This is a genomic window from Runella sp. SP2 (genome assembly GCF_003711225.1).
Taxonomy (GTDB): domain Bacteria; phylum Bacteroidota; class Bacteroidia; order Cytophagales; family Spirosomataceae; genus Runella.
On sequence record NZ_CP031030.1, the window covers coordinates 1661649 to 1681408 of the forward strand.

Here is a 19760-nt window from a genome sequence, read left to right on the forward strand (position 1 = left end):
CATGATTACAAATGAATTGACCCCGTCAAAAGGGCCATAATCGTCATCACAATCGTCGTACCCCATGCCCAGAAAAAAGTGTGGCGTTGGTGTTCCCCTAAGTCCACCTCAGTGAGCCCTACAAGCAAAAAAGTCGAAGCTGTAAGCGGACTGATGGGAAAGCCGACGGTCATTTGACCCAACAAGGCTGCACGACCAATTTCGAGCGGGTCTAGTCCAAATTGGGTTGCGGTTTGACTCAAAATAGGAACAACCCCAAAGTAGTAGGCGTCGGGGGTAAACAAAATGCTGGCTGGCAAACTTGTGATTGCAGTCAGGGTAGGAAGCCAACTCGCGTGCTGCTGCGGAATGAGCGCCACCAACGAATTGGCCATGGCGTCAATCATTTTTGCCCCCGTGAGGATGCCAGAAAATATTCCTGCGGCAAAAATCATGCTCGAAACCAAGAAAATATTAGTGCCGTGGCTTTTGATGACCTTCTGTTGATCTGCAAGTTTGGGGTAATTGACGAGCAACGCAATCATGCTCGCAATCACAAATAAAACGGGAGCAGGAAGCCATCCTTTTGTCAACGCTACAATGAGTGAAATAGTAAGAATAGCATTGATAATGAGGAGATTGGGTCGGCGTAGCTGATGCTGTTCTGTGTTTAAATTGTCTTTATGATTGTATTCAAACTCAATGATTCCAAGGCGTTTTCTTTCTTTTTGTCCAAACCAATACGCAACAAAAAGTACCCACATAATTCCTGCAATGATGGCTGGAATATTGGGGTTGAAGATGTGAACCGCATCGCTCTTTAACGTAGAAATCGCTCGTGCGGATGTCCCCGACCACGGAACCAAATGCAAGGGGCCGACACTTAGTGCCACGATACTCGCTAAGATTTTTCGGTTGATTTTTAGCTGTTTATAAATGGGTAAAAACGCCGACAACACAATCATAAAAGTAGCCGTACCGTCGCCGTCGAGGTGGACAATCATGGTCAGAATAGCTGTGCCCAAAATGACTTTTAGTGGGTCGCCTTTCACTGATTTGATGATAGCCGCAATAACGGGGTCAAAAAGTCCCGCGTCGAGCATGGTGGCAAAGTACAACACCGCAAACATCAATAAAACCCCCGTCGGCGCTACTTGTTTGATACCTGCCAAGGCAAAATCGCCAAGTTCTTTGGGGTTAAAACCAGCCGAAAGTCCAAAAACAACGGGCGTAATAACCAAGGCAGTCATCACCGACATTTTTTTTGTCATGATAAGTGCCAAAAAAACAAGAATGGTAGCAAAGCCGAGGAAGGAAAGCATTGATAATTAGGAGTTTTTAATTAAGAATTAGGAGTTGCGATTTTTTAGCGTTTTAAGAATTGCTCCTGTTATTTTTAAAATTTCGTCGCAATCTTTCAATAAAGAAGAAGCCTGGGATGGATCAAAGTAATCTGTATATTGAAAAGCACGGACAACACGAATCGCAAAAGCGTAAGATTTTTGCTGCAAGATATTGTTGTCTTTCATCCTAATTCTTAATTGTTAATTCGTAATTAAAATCAACCTCTTTTCAACTGTTTATATTTCTCAATGTACATCTTATCCAGCGCTTCAGAGTCCTTGTATTTGACGCGGAGTGCCACCAATTTTTTGTGCATTTCTGCCTTTATTTTGGTGTATTTAGGGTCGTTATAGACGTTCTTGAGTTCGTTTTTGTCGTTAGTGCGGTCGTACAATTCCCATTCATCAACGTCATGATAGAAATGCACTAATTTGTATTTTTCGGTGACAATTCCGTAGTGACGTTTTACCATGTGTATTCCTGGATACTCATAATAATGGTAATAAGCCGCATCCCTGAAATTTTTGCCTTGTCCTTTAAAAATTGGAATCAAACTTTCTCCTTGCATGTCGGTAGGAGGTTTTACACCTGCAGCTTCCAAAAACGTTTGTGCATAGTCAAGGTTTTGAACCATTTGCGAGTTTTTAGACCCTGCTTTTATTACCCCAGGCCATTTGATTAACAAAGGTGTTTTGAACGATTCATCAAAAATAAAACGTTTGTCAAACCAGCCGTGTTCGCCCAAATAAAACCCTTGGTCGGAAGTATAAACCACAATCGTATTTTCCTCCAAACCATTCTCTTTCAAGAAGTCTAATACCTTGCCAACACCTTCATCCACGGAGGCGATACATCCCAAATAGTCTTGCATGTAGCGCTGGTACCGCCATTTCATTTTGTCGGTATCGCTCATTTTGGGATAATTTTTGATAAACTCCTCGTTCATTTTATCGTAAGTGGCATCCCAAACTTTGCGTTGTTCGGCGTTCATTCGTCCTACGGTGTAGTTATAATTGCGTTTATCGTACGGGTGCGATTCTTTGATGCCCAATTTATCCATGTTTTCGGGCTTAATTTTGGAGTCACCTGCCCAGTTCATGTGCGTGAGTAGGTTCATTTCAGCCTGCTTAGAGGCACTCCCACGGCCTTCATAATTATCAAAAAGAGTGGCAGGCTCAGGGAATTTTTTGTTGATAAACTCCTTAAAGTGACGTTCAGCGGGAAGCCATTCGCGGTGAGGGGCTTTGTGCAAATAGGCCAAAAAAAATGGTTTTTCTTTATCTCGTTCCTTTCCTAACCAGTTGAGTGTCATGTCTGTAATAATATCTGTGACATACCCCATGATTTTCTTTTTACCCTCTTTTTTGGTTATAAAGTCGGGGTTATAATAATCGCCTTGATCGGGTAAGATTTTAAACTCATCAAATCCTTTGGGGCTATTTCCAAAGTGTAATTTTCCAAACATCGCTGTTTCGTACCCATTTGCTTGGAGTAGCTGAGGAAAGGTGATATTGGTGGTGTCAAACGGAAAATTATTGTCAATTTTTCCGTTCAAATGACTGTGTTTGCCCGTCAAAATTACAGCCCTTGATGGTGCACAAATGGAGTTGGTGACGCAAGCATTGCTAAAAAGCATTCCTTCCTTGGCAAGACGGTCGATGTTAGGTGTTTGGGTAAGGCGATTACTGTAGGCGGATATTGCCTGATACGCATGGTCGTCTGACATGATAAAGACAATGTTGGGACGACGACCCGCTTGAGTTTTCTTGGTAGCCTGCTTGAACGAAAACATACCAATAGCAATAACGACTACGACAGCAATAGAAATGGTGATTTTTTTCATAAATGACAATGATCAAAACTTCAAATAATCATTAAAAAACGGTAGTAAATCATTCAAAACGCGACCGTCGGTAGTCCAGATTTTATTGCCGTGGTCGCCGATGTATTCTTCAGAAAAGTGATTAATCCCCAGGTTTTCTAAACGCTGGCTCAACATTCCGATTTGGACAGGAAAACGGGGAGAATCATTCCGTCCCCAATCCAATTTGATAGCGGTCATTTTTCGTAAATTATCAGCGTATTTATTGACCATATAAACGGGCATATTGGCTTCCCATTTGTCTAAAACGGCCTGATTTAAAATCATTTTATCGCCTTCGTAACTAAATGGGAAATCGCAATAAAATGGAGGTTTATTTGGATTGGGCGACCACGCCCGCGCTACGGCCACCAATACTTTGGGGTAATAAGTTTTCTTTAAATCTTCTTGCGTTTTTACGTTTTGAACCTCTTTGAAAGATGGACTGTTGGGTCCAAATTCTTTCACCATTGCCAACAAGCCTGGACTCAAAGCATAAATACTGCTAAATACCTCAGGGTGTAACATTCCAATTTTGAACGCACCGTAGCCACCCATCGAATGCCCCGCAATCCCCCGACTTTCGCGAGTGGCAAGGGTTCGGAAATTTTTGTCCATGTATTCTACCAACTCTTTGGATTGAAACTCGTCCCAATTTCCTGTCAATGAAGAGTTTGAATAGAAGCTTCCTTCGTAAAGCGTGTAATGGTCAGCTTGTACAAAAATGAAAGGCTTTATTTTGTTGCGTTTGATGCCTTCATCGAGAATGGCCTGCATTTGAGGAAAAATGTTGTCTTTTCCCATAAACCCATGCAAATAATAAATAACGGGATAACGTTGCGTAGAAGCATCGTAATTGGGCGGAAGATAAACCGATACCTTGCGATTTGGGTCTTCGCCTCCTGTGTTTTGAAGTGCTTTGGAGTTGAGTACAAAGCTGACGACTTTGCCTTGAGCAAAAGCCCCTCTACCCCCAATGGAAGAGTTTAAGATTAGGAGTAAAAATAAAAGTTTTTTCATCAGGTTAGTTGGAAAAAATAACCTTTCCGAAAGTTCTGAAACTTTCGGAAAGGTAGGAGACCTAACTCATCAAAATATTCTTGGCAAAAGCTACGCATTTCGCTACTTCTTTGACCGCATCCGAACCTTCGGGGATTTGGTACTCAAGCTCTACCGAAACGGGGAATTTGTATTTGCGGTCGCGAATCATCAATAATATTTCACGGATTGGCGTGTCGCCCGTGCCCCAAGTCAAGTTACCAGCACCATGCTCAGGAGTTGTGCGGTCTTTTAAGTGCATGGTCGAAATACGGTCGTGCTTGTTTTCGATGAAGGCCATAAGCGCTTCTTTTGTGTTTTTACCCCCCGCCGCAAGGTAGTGACCACAGTCAAAATTAATCGAGTTGTAAGGCGATTGACTTAGCGCATTATCCCACAGTGTATCAGTAGCTTGCGTATGGTTGTGGTAGCCTACATATACTTTGTTTTTTGCCCCCAAGTCACCCAAACGTTGGGTTTGTTTGGGGTCGGTAGGTAGTTCTAAAGTTACCGAAGTAGCCCCAAGTATTTTGGCCACTTTCATACCGTATTCAACCTCGCCATCGGTATTGGTTGGGCTAAAGGCGTTGGGTTTGAAGGCATAAATAGAGATGCCCGCTTTGTCAAACTTCTTACGAACTTCTTTGAATTTATCCATCGAAACCGTACTGCGCCATTCCGCAACTTGTTTGTTGTAGTCGGCCATTTGGGCTTTTTGCTCGTCGGTCAACTGCGGGCGCTGGCCAGGGCGCGCATTACGGAAAAGCTGCGCCATGTCAATCGGCGATTTTGGTTTACCAGCATATTCTTCCACCGAATCGCCCATTAATTCAATGGCACTGAGGTTGGAATCAATACAAAACTGAATCAATTTATCGACATCATGCGGCATACTACGGAATGAATAGGTAATAGCGCCAATTTGCACTCCTTTAAACTTCGAGTTGGGTTTGTCGGCCAATGCCCATGCTTTATTGACGTTAAACAGGCCTCCCATCGCAGTGAGAGACGCCATTGCCATAAAATTTCGGCGGGATACTTGTGTTGTCATAAGTGAAAAGGGTTTTATAAAGAATGATGGTTTTATGAATTATCATTAAAAGAAAAACAAATCAACTTTATCCTGATTGATATTTCCTTGTTAATTAAATAATTTCGGAGCAAATTGGCTTAGGTAAACCCGCCAGTTTCTCCAAATATGACCACCTTCTGACTCCACGTATTCGTATTTCATTCCCATACCATCTAATTTTTTACGAAAATCGACATTGGCTTGGTAAAGAAAATCGGTTTTGCCAATGGCTATCCAGTAGAGCTTGGTTCCGTTTTCTTTTTGTACTTTCAAGGTTTCATCAATGTTGCTATAAACCTTTGCCGTAGCATCTTCGCGTGGCATGATTGCGGCAGAAAACAGTCCAACGTAGTCAAAGGTATTTGGATAAAACCGTGAAATGTGCATTGAATGAAATCCACCCATGGATAAGCCCGCAATGGCTCTGCTCTCTTTTTTAGCATTTACGCGGTAATTTTGCTCCACAAATTTTACAATGTCCATAAAAGCACCTTCGTAAGAACCCTCCATGGTACGAGGCGCCATAAATTGTGGTTTATAAAAACCTGTATTTCCTTCGCCAGGGGCGGCATCTTGCGAAGCGTTCCCATTTGGCATGACCACAATCATTGGTTTGGCTTTGCCTTGAGCGATAAGATTATCCATGATTTGTGCCGTACGTCCGAGTGCTATCCAAGCCTCTTCATCGCCACCAGCACCGTGCAATAAATAAAGTACTGGGTAATTGGCTTTGCTGCTTTCATAACCTGGAGGGGTATAAATGGTCAGTCGGCGGTCGATGCCCAAGCCTGGTGAGTCGTACCAGCGTCGGGTTACGCTACCGTGCGGGATGTCGTTTACTTTATAAAGGTCAGCTTGTGGACCACCTACAATAAAAATATTAGTAACAGTCGCTACATCACGGTTTAAAAACGGGTTGTTGGGGTCGATGCTACGAAGGCCGTCCACCGTAAAGGAATACGAATACAATTCAGGGGCGAGGGCATCGGACGTAAAAGTCCAAACACCTTTTGCATCTTTCTGCATTAGCGCAGGTTTTGGAACATCTACCAAACCAAAACGCGACTTGATTTTCATGGTAGGTAAAAAATCACCTGTTACAAAAACAGAGTCGGCTTTTGGGGCAAAAAAACGAAATGTAACGGTTTTATCCGCATTGATTTCAGGCGACTTGAGGTCGGCGGCGTTGAAAAGAGCTTCTTGTGAAAAAGCTAAATGGCTCAATAGTAGGCCAAAAAGTAAAACGATTGATTTTTTCATGTTTAGAAAATGGAGTTAAATTGAACTTTGATAGGTAAGGAAAATTTATTGAGGCGCAACAACCTTCAGCAACTCTTCGTCGTGGTGGTAGCGAATGCTGCATTTATTGTCGAAAAACATCGTCGTTCCTTTTTCGGCCGTATAAGCATCCCATTTTGGAAGACCAGCATGGTTTGGGTTGCCTGTTTTGGCGAAATTAATCCACGATTGGCTCATTTTATCGGCCAAAACATAAGCGTCTTTGAAACCTCCCGTCATTTCTTCGCAGCGAGCGATGTTGTTGAATACAAACGGAATTTCCATGCAGTGAACGGCCTTGTATTTTCCATCCATCACAGGCGACTGCCACGTAAACATAAACATGTAAACAGGCGCCCCGCCTGCCAACGACGACTTTTGTTTGGCTTGAGATACGGCTCCTGGGCGGAAAGTCACGTCAATGTCCAAAACTGCCGAGGGTTTAGTGTCTTCGGGGAATGCTTTTTTTGCCGCAGCGATGTAGGCTTCCGCTTTGTTGCCGTACGTTTTTTTGACAGCTTCCAATACCTGTTCTTCCGTACTATTTGCTGGCATATTACCTCTGAAAACAGCAAATTCATTCTTAGTTGAGCCAATGAGCAACGGAATATTTTTAGAAAGCTCAAAAGCCTCATTTGAGAACAATTGATAGGGGAGAACCTCGCCGTCCACACTTGGACCCCAGCTCAGTCCAAACCCAATCACAGGCTTACCTTCCGCTTTCATTTTATCGGCAATGGTTTTTAAGGCCCTTTTGCCCGCATCGCTCAAGGTCTGGAAAGGTACTTTTTGAACGTCATCCACTTTGTCGGCCGAAATGTTGAGTTCCTTTAATACCTCAGCACCAATGGCTTGGGTTGTTTTTTTGTCGAGCATGGCGGCACGAAAAGCTCCACTTTGGTTGATGGCTTTGTGGAATAGTCCTTTAGCCGATGGCATCGCCATGAGCGTATTTACCTTAGCCCCACCTCCTGACTGTCCAAAAATAGTAACGTTGTTGGGGTCACCGCCAAAGTTCGCAATGTTGGTTTTTACCCATTCCAGCGCTACTTTCATGTCTAGCACGCTCAAATTGGCCGATTGTTTGTATTTATCACCGTAAGCCGACAAATCCAAATACCCCAAAATATTCAGGCGGTGGTTGATTGAAACGACTACAACGTCGCCTTTTTTAGCCAAGTTTTCGCCGTCATAAGAAGGTAATTCTTGTGATGAACCTGCCGTAAAGCCTCCTCCGTGAATCCAGAAAAGTACGGGGCGTTTTTTGCCGTCGTTGATGCCTGGAGACCAAACGTTGATGCGCATACAGTCTTCACTGGTGTAGCCCCAACTATGGTTAAAAACGAACTCTGGTTCGTCCGTTACCGAAGTAGTGGGATCTATCAGTGGTGCAACAGGGCCGTAAGTCATTGAGCTTCGTACATTGCTCCAAGGCTTTGGTTTTTGAGGGGCTTCAAAACGTTTTGCTTCGGCATACGGTATTCCCTTATACGTAAAAATGCCATTGTGAATATAGCCCCTCACTTTGCCCGCATCGGTATTGGTGACGGCTACGTTTTCGCCCGTTTGCACTTGGGCAAAAGCACTATTCATGGTGCAGGCGAGCGCAATAGCGCAAGATACAACCAGTTTTTTCATGTTTTAAAAATGTGTTTTGATAGGTGTTTGAATGGTTATTTTTCTAATTTTTTCAAAGTGCTCTTAATCTCCTCTTTGGAGAGCCATTTGCCATTGAGCATTACCCCTTCTACCTCACCCACAGCGCTTATATCTTTCATTGGATTTGCATTGAGCAGAACCAAATCAGCCACAGCTCCTTTTTTGATGACACCCAAGTTGTCGTTCTTAAAAAACTGCCCAACGTTGTACGTGCCCGTTCTGAGTGCTTCGTAAGGGGTTAATCCTGCCTCAACTAAGTAAGTTAGCTCGTGTTTGAGCGAAAACCCAGGGACGCTAAAAACCTGGGGTGCATCCGAACCCAACAACAGCCCAACCCCTTGTTTTTGGCATTCGTAAATGACTTTTTTACGGATTTCGTTATATTTTAATACAGATTCGGGTTTGTATTGAGGACTTTTAAAGGTGTTTTGTTTGGCAGTCGCCCAACTAGCTAACTGCGATTTGCTCATGTATTTCATCTCAGGTGCAGCAAGCATATCGTCCACCGAGCGTTTGGGCGATTGCCAATGTTCGGCTAGGGTTTGGGTTGGAACAATCCAAATATGGTGTTCACGAATGGCTTGCAGCGCTTTGTTGAGTTGGCCCAAATCAGCCCGATGTCCAGCAAACATTCCAAAAAGCCCCACTTCGTCTTCGCTGAGGGTGTCTAATCGTGGGATTAAACTTTGAACAATACCGTCTAAGTGGTCAATGGTGGCATAATTGGCCTCAATAGAGCGCCAAAGTCCTACATTAAACGAAACGTGCCCGCCGTAGGTCATGCCCTCCTCATTGGCGGTTTTGATTACTGCTTCAAAATTGCTTTTTGAGAGCCCAGGGTGCATTTTCATAAAATCATACCCTGCTCGTTTTTGACTTTTTACGCGCTCAATACCTTCTTCTGGCGTTTTGACACTTGCACCGCTGAACGAAGGGCCTGAAGTATATAGCCGAGGCCCCAAAATGTCACCTGTTTGTATTTTTTTGCGTAGCTCCAAATGCAATGGATGTCCCAGCATTCCACGGATGGTTGTGACACCGTTGGCAGCAAAGAGCAACAAGACTTCTTTCATCGGTTCAATGTCATCTACGGGCGGAACATGGGCGTGCATTTCGGCCAAACCAGGCATTAGAAATTTGCCTTTGGCGTCGATTACTAGTGCATCCTTTGCGTAAATAACTTTTGTGCCCATTGCAGAAATCTCCCCATTTTTGATTACCACCGTTTGGTTGTTGAGAACGGTTTCGGTATTCATGGGAAGGACTGACACGTTTTTAATGACGATTTCGCGTTGACGAGAATCAACAATTTTTTGGGCGTTTGAGCCCCAAGCCATAAGTAGCGCAAGAAGTGTAAGTAAGTGTTTCATTTTCGTAGTGTTTTTGTATTACCAAAGCTACGCTAATTTGCTTCTAAAAACCGCCCATGGGCATTGCTAAGTTTTTGGAGTTCGTCTGCTGATTTACTGCACAATTCGGCGAGGTAATTACCCTTGGCTTTTTCAATAAACTTAACCCCTTGTTTTTCTGCATCGGTGAGGTTTTGGCTCAAACGGTTTGACAACAATCCGCCACTTTGTGGAATGGCTTTGTGAAATAAACCTTTGGCTAAGGGAGAAGCAATCAGGGCATTCACACTAAAAGCGCCTGCCGATTGGCCTGCAATGGTGACGTTGGCGGGATTTCCTCCAAAATTTGTAATGTTTGGTTGGGCTTTCCAACGCAAGTCGCCAATGGGTGACGAAGCAAAATGAACGCCTTTGTATATACGTAAATTTTCTTTGACATAACCTTCTACTTTACCGTTGGCGGTTTGAACGACAAGTTGTCCTTTTAGAATAGGGATGAGTGATAAGTGAAGTGTGATGAATAAAATGAGCTTTTTCATTTTTCGTATAGTTTTTCACTTTGGTAATGAGGACAAGCGGGAATCTTGATTGGTAAAAAAAGAAATGTAGGCGAGCTTATGGTCTGATTGGTCTGACTATCGTCTGACCAATCAGACCATAAACTCAACCAAGTATAGATAGGTTAGTTTTTATACGCTTTGTCAAGAAACAAATAACGAGCATCGTCTTTGGCACTTTCGGTACGAGAATCAACATCCAAAATCATCACGGGCGGTGTGCTTTCTCCTGCCTTTGCAGCTTTCCAATCGGGCAGTTTACCGCCGTTTGGATTTCCTGTTTTGACAAAATTGGTAAAGTAATTCAGCATCGTATCCGATACTTTAAAATCATCGGCAGTCCAAGCATATTCTTTCACTAAGTGAAGGTTGCCCATCGCATATTCAATTTCACAGGCGTGTGGTGCACCAACGGCTTTGGGAGGTTTGGGAGTATTGGCATCTGCCCGAACTGTGCCACCTGCCAACCCAGAAGCCAGCGATTTGTCCACCAAATCAGGGCGAAGTTTGCTGTATAAATAGCGATAGACGGGTTGCGAACTGTTGTTGCGGTGCAAATCAAACCATTTCCAAGTGCTGTAAGAAATGAATCGGTCGGCTGCTAAGGCCGTAGCGGAGAGTTCAATTTCTTTTTCTGAGCCGTGGGGGTATAATTTTAATACTTCCTCAAAATCAGCAGGATACTCTTTTTTGACGCGTGCTACGTAGTTTTCTTCTTTGTAGGGTTGCCCTTGCATAAAAGCTTGCCCTGGAATTTCGGCGGAGTTCCAGCCGACCAACAGGGGAACTTGCGCTTGCTCTTTGGCTGCGAAAACCTGAGGTAATGTTTTGGTTAAGAAATAGTTATCAATGACAATTGGGAATCCAAAGCGGCGAGATTCGTTGTAAATTTCGTAAATCTCACGCGTTGACATTCCTCTCAATTCTTTGATGGATTTTATTCCAGCTTTTAGCAAAAACTCAACGCCTTGTTTTTCGCCTTCTGCCAGTGGTACGGGTGCCATCGTTGGGTTGATACCTGCACCACTTTCACCAATGGCGCCTACAATCAAATTTCTCGATAGGGGAGAGGCCATCTGGCAACTTACACCAATTGAACCAGCCGATTCGCCCGCAATCGTTACTTTTTTAGGGTCGCCCCCGAAGGCTGCTATGTTTTTTTGAACCCATTTGAGGGCGGCAGCTTGGTCAAGCATTCCATAATTACCAGAAGCTTTGTAAGGCGCTTCGGCGGTGAGTTCGGGATGTGTTAAAAACCCGAAAATATTCAAACGGTAATTGCAAGTGACTACCACTACTCCCTTTTTAGCCATGCTTTCGCCGTCGTAACGAGGTTCTGAGGCATCGCCAGCTACGTTTCCTCCACCATAAAAGTAAACCAGAACGGGCAAATCTTTGGTGTTACGTTTGGCAGGTGTCCATACATTAAGGTACAAACAGTCCTCGCTGACCCCATTAGACCGTGAATTCATGTCGCCAAACACAACGGTTTGCATCGGACGAGCACTAAATTGTTTGGTTTGTTTTACTCCTTTCCAATTGTCGGCGGGCTGAGGGGCTCTCCAACGTAGTTCGCCAACGGGAGGTTTGGCAAACGGAACGCCAAAATAGGTTTGAATACCCGTTTTTGTGTCATAATTCCCTTCAATGACGCCATTTTCAACGGTAGTTTGCACCGAGAATGCATTATTTTGAGCTTCGGTGGGCATTTGGGTAGCTAAGAAAAGTCCTAACAAATAGACTAATTTCTTCATAAACTTTGATTAAATTTACTTATTGTCTCATTTTGTGACAATAATAGTTGCTTTTTGAAAATTATCCTATTTATTTGAAAAAAATTTACATTTGTTGGTTAAAAATCAGTTACCAGTGAAGCAGACAGCATATTTAAGACACATTGCCTACGATTCGGTTATCTTTGGATTTTCGGGAGAAAAACTCAAAATATTGATAACGAAGTACCACAATACAGGGCTTTTTGCTTTGCCAGGGGGCTTTGTGAAAATGGATGAAAACCTAAACGATGCGGTGCGCCGAGGTTTGAAGGAACGGACGGGCTTGGATAATATTTACCTAGAGCAGTTTTATACCTTTGGTGATGTGGCTCGATTTCGACCAGAAGTGATGCAAACGATTCTTGAAGCCAATGGGCATTCCATTCAGACATACGAATGGATGTTAGATCGGTTTATTTCGGTGGCCTACTATGCCCTTATTAATTATAATGAGGTGGTTCCTACCCCTGACGCACTTTCTGATTCATGTGATTGGTACAGTTTAGACGACCTTCCCGAACTGATGCTCGACCACGGCAACATAGTGAACAAAGCCCTACAAACACTACGCGACAACTTAGAACGACAACTTGTTGGGATGAACTTATTGCCACCGCTTTTTACGATGGGAGATCTCCAAAAGGTTTATGAAGCTATTTTAGGTGAAAAACTTCATCGCGGAGCATTTCAGCGTAAAATGTTGGGATTAGGGATTCTAAAGCGTCACGATAAGCAATATTCAGGCGCGGCACACAAAGCGCCTTTTTTGTACAGCTTTGAAGCATGATAGAAAAAAATGTCCCAACTCATTTGTTGGTGAGTTGGGACATTTAATTGCTATACATTCAGGTATCAAAATTCTCCTTGTACAAACTGTTTTGGGGTAATGTTATAACGTTTTTTGAAGACAATAATGAATTTGATGGCTTGCGTATATCCTAAGCGTTCAGCAACTTCTTGAACTTTAAAGTATTTTAAAAGCTCGCAAGCCCTTTCAAGCTTTCGGTCAAGATAATATTCATAGAGCGATTTATTATGAACTTGTTTAAACTTGTTTTGGAGCGTTACTTTGTGCATGTTGAGCTCTTGAGCTATGTCATCAATTTTGGGCAAAAAACCTCCTTCTAGGTGATTCTCAACAAGTTCCTCTAAGTGCTTTACTACCTTATTGGTTGGCGCAGAAGGGCTATTGAGGTCAATTGATGAGCAAGCCTGTCGAAGAAAGTCATGAATAAGTTTTTTGGGGGAAACAAACTCCTTCAAATCACCCGTGGCCCAGCCTGTCAGTGCCAACAGAGACGTAAAGCAGGTGGGGGGGAGCGGATAGGACGTTTGGTTCATCCGTAACTCATTGGTTTGTAAGGCGAAACTTTTTTCTAAATAGTCATCTTTTGTTACGATAAAGAACCCTTTCCATTTGGTGTGCGGCCCTACCCCTTCAAACCATGTAATGGGTTGATTTGGATAGAGGGAGCAATCAATAAACTTAATTGAGGGGGTTGGTGAGATAAATACAATGGCAAGTTTAGCCCCTGAATTAGGCAATGGGTACTGAAACCACTGGTGCGAGGGTAGAATTGGAAGGTTAAACTCATTCCATTCAAAATCAGCGTCTGAATATAATAAATTGACGTTAAGGGTTGACTCTGCGGCAGTTGTCATGAAAGTATATGGCTTCATTGCGTCGGCAGTTAGTAGGTTGGAACATTGGATAGTTGTGAGTTTTGACGCAATGTAAGTACCAAAGATACCTAGAGATAGCAACAAATTAAACCAATTGGCAAGTTTTATAGCGAAATAGTACAAAAAGTTTAATAAAATGGCTATTTATGGTAGATGAGAAAGGAATCAGGTTGAAGTATATGGGCCTTAAATGAGTATATATTTGAAATTCATAATTGATTTGAAGGATAAAATTAATTGATTTTGGTATCAATAAAAACACTGACGTTTATATGTTAGCGTTCAATAGACTGACGTTTACCAGTGCTCCATTAGCTGTATCGTTCGTCTCAAACTTCCCATTGTTGATTTCTAAGAGAGATTGCACAAGGGTGAGTCCTAGACCCGAACCTTTGTGCTTGGAATTGTTTGTATTTCCAAACCCAGGGCCAGAATCAAGAATTGAAAGGGTGACAAATAGTGTTTGGGTATTTGAAGTAAGTGTTATTGAGCCCCCTGCTGGTGAGAATTTTATGGCGTTCTGAAGTAGATTTCTAATAATGATTTTAAAATGATTTTCATCAATAATACATTCTAGTGCTGGGTCAATTTCATTGACAATGGATAGCTCATTTAATTCAATATTTGTTTCAAGCAATTCTAAACACTCTTCTACAATTTCAAGCAAGTTACATTGTACTGGCTTTCGTTTAAAAGATTTTTGTTGGCTATTAGACCAATATAGAAGGTTATCGAGTGTTAGTAAAAGTGTGTTTAGCCGAACCATTTTTGAATGAAGTGAACTTCTGATTTCTTCTGCGGTTAATTCTGGATTGTTGACAACCCTTTTTATGTTTGTGTAAGCGGCCAAAACAGGACTACGTAAATCGTGTCCAATGACACCAAAAAGAGTATTTTGGGTTGAAGTTAATTGGAGTAGTGTAGATGTTTGTTTTCGATTTTTTCTTATTTGAATACCAATGATAATGAGTGAAATTACTAATATCACAATTGATAAAATGAGCCCAGAAAATTCTTTAAATTTTTGGGCTTGAAATTGTTCAGATTCATACTTTTTTAACTCGATTTCTTTTTGAAACTCTTTCAATTTTAAATCACTAGCTACTTGTCCTTGAAGTAAAATAAGGTTAAAGCCAGCAAATAAGCTATTCAGACTGTCTTTAATAGGAATGAGTTTTTTATAAATTTCAACACTCTCTCTTAATTCATTTTTATGCTCTAAAATTAATAACTGATTGATTAGAAAATCGTACCGATGAGTGATAGATAATGTAGGATGTTTTAATAAGATATTTTTGGCCAATAAATTGTAGTAATTGGCTTCGTTAAATTGCTTTCTTTTAATATAATATGTCGCAAAATTATTATAATATGTAAGGCTATCTGTTTTTCCTGGAAGTAAATGAAGTCGTGGCTTGAGTTGAGATGCTATTTGAGAATTTAAAGAAGGATAATTGAGTGACTCCCGCATCATATCGCTGATATAATAGGCATAGACCATGTCACTAAGTTCTTTATTGTTATGAAACTTAGACAGGTTTTCGAAGCATTTTTTTGCATTTACAATGTCTTTTTTATAGATAAAATACCCAAAATATACAATTTGATAATTAATAGATTCAGGTGGTAGTGGGTTGCTTTTTAGGTGTTTATCAAAAAATGAGTAGTAACTAGAATCTTGTTTATAGGTGTAATATATGTCCTTAAACAGATAAATAGTTTTATATAAACTTTTTTTTGATTTTGATATTTCAGAAAATCGAATGTTTTCGTATAATTGTTTTACTAATTGTCCTTGATTTACCGTACTGGTACTACTTCCTAGGAAAATATCAGAGTAAATTGTTAGCTTTTTATAGTTTATTTCTTCAATAAACGCGTAGTCTTTTCTCCTTTTTGCCCAATACAAAGACTTGTTGAACATTTCTAAGGCTTTATTCCAATTGTATTGTGTATGGCCTCTATAATATTGACCGTATTGGAAGTAAATTTCGGCGTTGAAAATCGCTATATTTTTTTTCTTTGAAAATGAACTAATTCTGTTAAGATAAATCAAAACACTATCGTGCTGACTGTCGTAATAAAGTTTAGTTATTTTTGTTAATGAGCTGCGTATATAGGTGGTGTCTTTAGAATAGTTACTTACGGGTTTATTTCTTGCAGATTGTGAATGTGAGAAGTTGTAGTAAATCAACAATATAAACATTAATAAATAAGCTCGTGTGGACATGTGATTAAGAAGCTTATGGATAGTGATACTCAAAAGCATGGTTTTAAGTATCACTATCATATTGTCAAGTTTTAGAAATTAGGATCTACATTCAAGTATTCAGCCAAACGACCTCGGTAACTTACACCCAGAGCAAATTTTTGATTGCCAATCCATAAATGTCGGCTATCAAAAGAAGAAATATGCATACAATTATAAATATAAGATTTATGAAGGCGAACAAGCTTGGTGTGTTGTAGCTGCTTTTCTACTTCCGAAATGTTACTGTTGATAAGGCTACGTTCTCCAAACTTCAAATAAATCATACTGTAAATCCCATCGGCCTCAATGTATAAAATTTCGTCAAGTTTATACTGTTGATTTTTGTGTCCTGCTTTAAAGTAAATAGTATTTTCGTCTATCTTCTCAACTACTTCCTGTATAGCCCTGCGTATTGCTCTGCCAATACGCGTGACGGTAAAGGGTTTTTCAACAAAATCCACCACATCGTCGAGGTCAAAACACTCGGCAGCATAACCTGGATGGGAAGTGACCACAATGGTGGGTGGCAGCTCCAGCGACTTGAGGAGCTCTATTCCGCTAAGCTTAGGCATCTCCATGTCCAAGAAAAGTAAGTCGTATTCGTTTTCAAGGAGTTCTGCGTAGCCTTGGGTGGAGTCATTAATAATTTTGATGGTGAGAAAAACTGGTAATTTTTCTAGGATACTTTGAAGATGCTCTGCTTGTTCTGGGTCGTCGTCAATGATTAGTGCGGCTAAATTTTTCATAAAGTTTTCTGCTTTAAATGCTTCGAGAAGGGTAAGTTCAAGATAGGACTATCACTTTGGGACAAAGTAACATGTTTTTTTGAATAAAAATAGAGATGCTCTTCGTTCATTTTTTCTGGAAAATAGGATATACGCTATGTGCTTATTGGTGGAATAATTCATGTTTTAGACATTACATTATATAAAATAGCCATTTCAATTTATATTTTTATGATTATTAGTTCTTTTGATTTCGCATAAAATTATACGATTTGGAGGGGATAATGAGATTATTTTTGGGACATAGTATTGATTTAGCTCATTAAAACTTTTTAACAAGTGACTTTCGATAAAAAAAGTGCATCAAAGCCGTTAATTACCAATGGTATGTTTCTGTTGACAGCCATTTTAAGTAGATTTCTAGGGTGAATATCTCATTAATTACCCCATTTATGATACATTTGTTTGTTATGTATCTATGAAAAAAGGCTTGTGCATAAAATGGCATAATTATTGATATGAGTGATTTTGATGAAATTTATCCTTCTTTACAATTGATGCTATATAAGCTTGTATTCATACCTATAAATAGCCATTTTATGTAATAATAGGTGATTTACTGGTGCAAAAAATGAATACTTGGTAAGTTTATTGATAGGTTAATCATCTTCTTATTTGGTATATTTCTCTTTGTTGAAGTATATAGCCATTTCATTTGGTTAAGTCGCCATTTGGTTTAAAGTCACAGTTACTTCTTTTATTCTTGGTGTCATTTTAGTACGCTTTTGGGTGTGCAGTTTATTATGTAACTGCGCAATTATTATTGCCAAGTTCAAGCTATTTACCTCTTTTCCTTATTTAGTCCTAGGGTCAACAACCTTAAAACAGTATCGTATATGAAAGCATTTTATTACCCCTTGCTCTTGAAAAAAAGACAATTGAGGTTGCCAAAAAACCTCCACTGTGCGTGCATTTTTTTATTTTTCTGTTGTTCGCTTTTTGGTGGGCACAACGTAAGGGCTCAATTTGGCTCTGATCTAGGCACTGAGGCGATATCCACCCTTGCATGGGATGATATATCTTCTAGCTACCTAACTAATACAACGACGGCGAGCATTGGCCTGACAACTGATGGTCGGGTTTATACCTGGGGAGCGAACCTGTATTTTACCATTCATGCCAAACGGTGGGGGTACACTGGAGACCTTAGACATGCCTATCAGGCAACTCCCTACAAGGTATCAGTTCCTGGTAATGAGGTGGTAAAAAAAGTGAGGGCTCTTTTTTTTGTAGGGGGTACCTACGAAGGGGTCAATACTTTTTTTTGCCTGACTGCTACGGGTAAATTGTGTGCTTGGGGGATCAATACAGGCCTTTTGGGTACAGTTCCAGGGTGGGCTGTCGGGCTTCCCCCAAATGGTTCTGATACAACCACTGCCAGGAGAGAGCCTATTCCATTGACAATTTTAGGAGAAAGTGAGTTTGTGGACTTTGATACGCCTAGAAACTCCACTTACTGGGTATCAGTTGGAGCATCTGGAAAAGCTTATCATATTGGTACAGGCGGCACATCAAGCACCACAACGTTTGACGAAATCCCTAAACCTGCTGGCGTTGATGCCAGTTTTAAATATATAAGAGTGTGGGTTGGAAAAATAAATACTGCATTTCCAATGGTGTATTTGAAAGGGAATGATGGGAAGGTCTATTACACAGGAGGAATGTTAAATGTATATGTATCAGGTGTACCATCAATTTTTAGACAAACATCGACAGGTGTGACGCCTAATGAAGCAAATGGAAAAGTGGCCTTAATTACCCCTCGCGAAATCCCCTTCCCTGCGGGCGAAGATATTGTTGATTTTAAAGTAACTGAGCCTGGTCCTTATGGTACTTCTTTTGCGATTGCTGCCAGCGGGAAAGCTTATGCTACGGGGATTTGGCGAATGACTAAGCGGTATAATGATCCTCAATTTGCAACACCTGGTGCATACCCCACCAATTACGTCATTGCCCCGTTGAAAACAGAACCTTTGGCTGCAGATCAATATTTAGCTGCTGGTAGTGGCGACACTTTGTTTTACCTCAATCGGTTTGTTGAGATGGCCATGCCCCCAGGGGCTTCGAAGATAGTTGATATTATGTGGGGGCGCGAGTTTAATTCCGACTATACTACGGGAACGCTTGTGGTTGGCGATAATGGAAAAGTGTATTGGACAGGTAAAAATGATGGTATGGTACGGAATACCATTTATTCGGGTAATTTCCTGTCGTTAGTCAATTACCAGGGAGAACGAGAGGTTAGGGCGATAGGTGAGTTTAATGATGCTTGCAATGGTGTGGAAAATGCCAATTCGAATACACGTTATTCGTGGCAATACGAGGCATTGAATTATTCAAAGGCAAAAAAACTGATTAAAACATCGGGGGGAGACGGTTCAAACACAGAACAGTTTTTTATTATATCTCAGTCGGGGCGAGGGTATGCTGTTGGAGCGATGGGGCCTAATACGGGTACTGGGAAATTAAATTTTGGTACTAACCAGCTTGCTTACTTCTCCCTATATCCTGTTCCGATTGCCAACGAACTGCTACTTAGCTGTAACACCAGCCCTGGTACGGGCGGCCCACTAGGTGAGCCAGTATCAACGCCAGGAGTTGGCGCAATTGATTGTTCAAAAACAAAGCTTTATCCTGCTCCCGTTCAGGGGACGCCTTCAGAGTTGTCGTTGCTAGTAACGATTAATGTAACGACCGTTGGAGATTTCTCTCCAATCACTATTAGTGGCTCGGGCATGAGTTTAGTGAGCGGTTTTGATAAAGTAACTGCCACCACCACGGGTGTTCAAACCTTCCACATTCCGATAAAATACGATGGCAGCACGTTGACCAATAATTTTCAATTTACAATTGGTTCAGCAGGGAGTTGCTCGGCAGATTTGACTAACAAGCCTTCCAACGAAATTACCAAAGTGTGGAGTTTGAACAATTGTACGGCAATCACGCCAGGAGTACTTTCAAAATAAGTCAGATGTTAGGGAACTCACCGTTGATAAATCCCAAAATCTATACAAAATGAATACATCATATTACCCCTTACTTTTGAATCAAAGGCAGACTAGGTTGTCAGAACTTCGCTGTGCGTACATTTTTTTGTTGTTTTGTTGCTCGCTTCTTGCTGGGCACAAC

At 41.3% G+C, this 19760-nt stretch carries 15 protein-coding genes; 2 read left to right on the forward strand and 13 right to left on the reverse strand.

Annotated elements, in window-relative coordinates; translation table 11 throughout:
* Positions 1-5 precede the first annotated feature (5 nt).
* From DTQ70_RS06965 to DTQ70_RS07010, 10 genes are all read right to left on the reverse strand, one after another.
* On the reverse strand, positions 6-1301 hold the full coding sequence (locus DTQ70_RS06965; RefSeq protein WP_122930137.1) for a CitMHS family transporter: 1296 nt from the start codon (positions 1299-1301) through the stop codon (positions 6-8).
* Between the two features lie 27 nt (positions 1302-1328).
* Positions 1329-1508, reverse strand: coding sequence for a hypothetical protein (locus DTQ70_RS06970; protein WP_122930138.1), 180 nt, complete (start codon positions 1506-1508; stop codon positions 1329-1331).
* Positions 1509-1540: 32 nt separating this feature from the next.
* Positions 1541-3166: a sulfatase gene (locus DTQ70_RS06975; RefSeq protein ID WP_122930139.1), complete on the reverse strand. Its 1626-nt coding sequence runs from the start codon at positions 3164-3166 to the stop codon at positions 1541-1543.
* A gap of 12 nt (positions 3167-3178) precedes the next feature.
* Positions 3179-4204 (reverse strand): alpha/beta hydrolase family protein, encoded by a 1026-nt coding sequence (locus tag DTQ70_RS06980; protein ID WP_122930140.1) that lies wholly within the window; start codon positions 4202-4204, stop codon positions 3179-3181.
* Between the two features lie 61 nt (positions 4205-4265).
* Positions 4266-5273 (reverse strand): sugar phosphate isomerase/epimerase, encoded by a 1008-nt coding sequence (locus DTQ70_RS06985; RefSeq protein ID WP_122930141.1) that lies wholly within the window; start codon positions 5271-5273, stop codon positions 4266-4268.
* A gap of 90 nt (positions 5274-5363) precedes the next feature.
* Positions 5364-6554 carry an esterase gene (locus DTQ70_RS06990; RefSeq protein WP_122930142.1) on the reverse strand — a complete coding sequence of 397 codons (1191 nt, stop codon included), beginning with the start codon at positions 6552-6554 and terminating at the stop codon, positions 5364-5366.
* Positions 6555-6599: 45 nt separating this feature from the next.
* The gene (locus DTQ70_RS06995; RefSeq protein ID WP_122930143.1) at positions 6600-8210 is read right to left on the reverse strand and encodes a carboxylesterase/lipase family protein; all 1611 of its coding nucleotides are present in this window, start codon (positions 8208-8210) and stop codon (positions 6600-6602) included.
* Positions 8211-8245: 35 nt separating this feature from the next.
* Positions 8246-9601, reverse strand: coding sequence for an amidohydrolase family protein (locus DTQ70_RS07000; RefSeq protein ID WP_122930144.1), 1356 nt, complete (start codon positions 9599-9601; stop codon positions 8246-8248).
* 32 nt (positions 9602-9633) lie between these two features.
* On the reverse strand, positions 9634-10119 hold the full coding sequence (locus DTQ70_RS07005) for a carboxylesterase family protein (RefSeq protein ID WP_206019648.1): 486 nt from the start codon (positions 10117-10119) through the stop codon (positions 9634-9636).
* 143 nt (positions 10120-10262) lie between these two features.
* On the reverse strand, positions 10263-11891 hold the full coding sequence (locus DTQ70_RS07010; protein ID WP_122930145.1) for a carboxylesterase/lipase family protein: 1629 nt from the start codon (positions 11889-11891) through the stop codon (positions 10263-10265).
* A 115-nt stretch (positions 11892-12006) separates the two neighbouring features.
* Between DTQ70_RS07010 and DTQ70_RS07015 the strand changes: the two genes are divergently transcribed.
* The gene (locus DTQ70_RS07015) at positions 12007-12699 is read left to right on the forward strand and encodes an NrtR DNA-binding winged helix domain-containing protein (protein WP_122934304.1); all 693 of its coding nucleotides are present in this window, start codon (positions 12007-12009) and stop codon (positions 12697-12699) included.
* Between the two features lie 65 nt (positions 12700-12764).
* Here the strand turns inward: DTQ70_RS07015 and DTQ70_RS07020 are convergent, their stop codons facing one another.
* The 3 genes from DTQ70_RS07020 to DTQ70_RS07030 all read right to left on the reverse strand — a co-directional run bounded on the left by DTQ70_RS07020 (position 12765) and on the right by DTQ70_RS07030 (position 16592).
* Positions 12765-13592: a helix-turn-helix transcriptional regulator gene (locus DTQ70_RS07020; RefSeq protein ID WP_164489902.1), complete on the reverse strand. Its 828-nt coding sequence runs from the start codon at positions 13590-13592 to the stop codon at positions 12765-12767.
* A 271-nt stretch (positions 13593-13863) separates the two neighbouring features.
* The gene (locus tag DTQ70_RS07025; RefSeq protein ID WP_164489903.1) at positions 13864-15825 is read right to left on the reverse strand and encodes a sensor histidine kinase KdpD; all 1962 of its coding nucleotides are present in this window, start codon (positions 15823-15825) and stop codon (positions 13864-13866) included.
* A gap of 71 nt (positions 15826-15896) precedes the next feature.
* The gene (locus tag DTQ70_RS07030) at positions 15897-16592 is read right to left on the reverse strand and encodes a LytTR family DNA-binding domain-containing protein (protein ID WP_122930148.1); all 696 of its coding nucleotides are present in this window, start codon (positions 16590-16592) and stop codon (positions 15897-15899) included.
* Positions 16593-17467: 875 nt separating this feature from the next.
* Here DTQ70_RS07030 and DTQ70_RS07035 point away from each other — a divergent pair.
* Positions 17468-19597, forward strand: coding sequence for a hypothetical protein (locus DTQ70_RS07035; protein WP_122930149.1), 2130 nt, complete (start codon positions 17468-17470; stop codon positions 19595-19597).
* Positions 19598-19760: the final 163 nt, after the last annotated feature.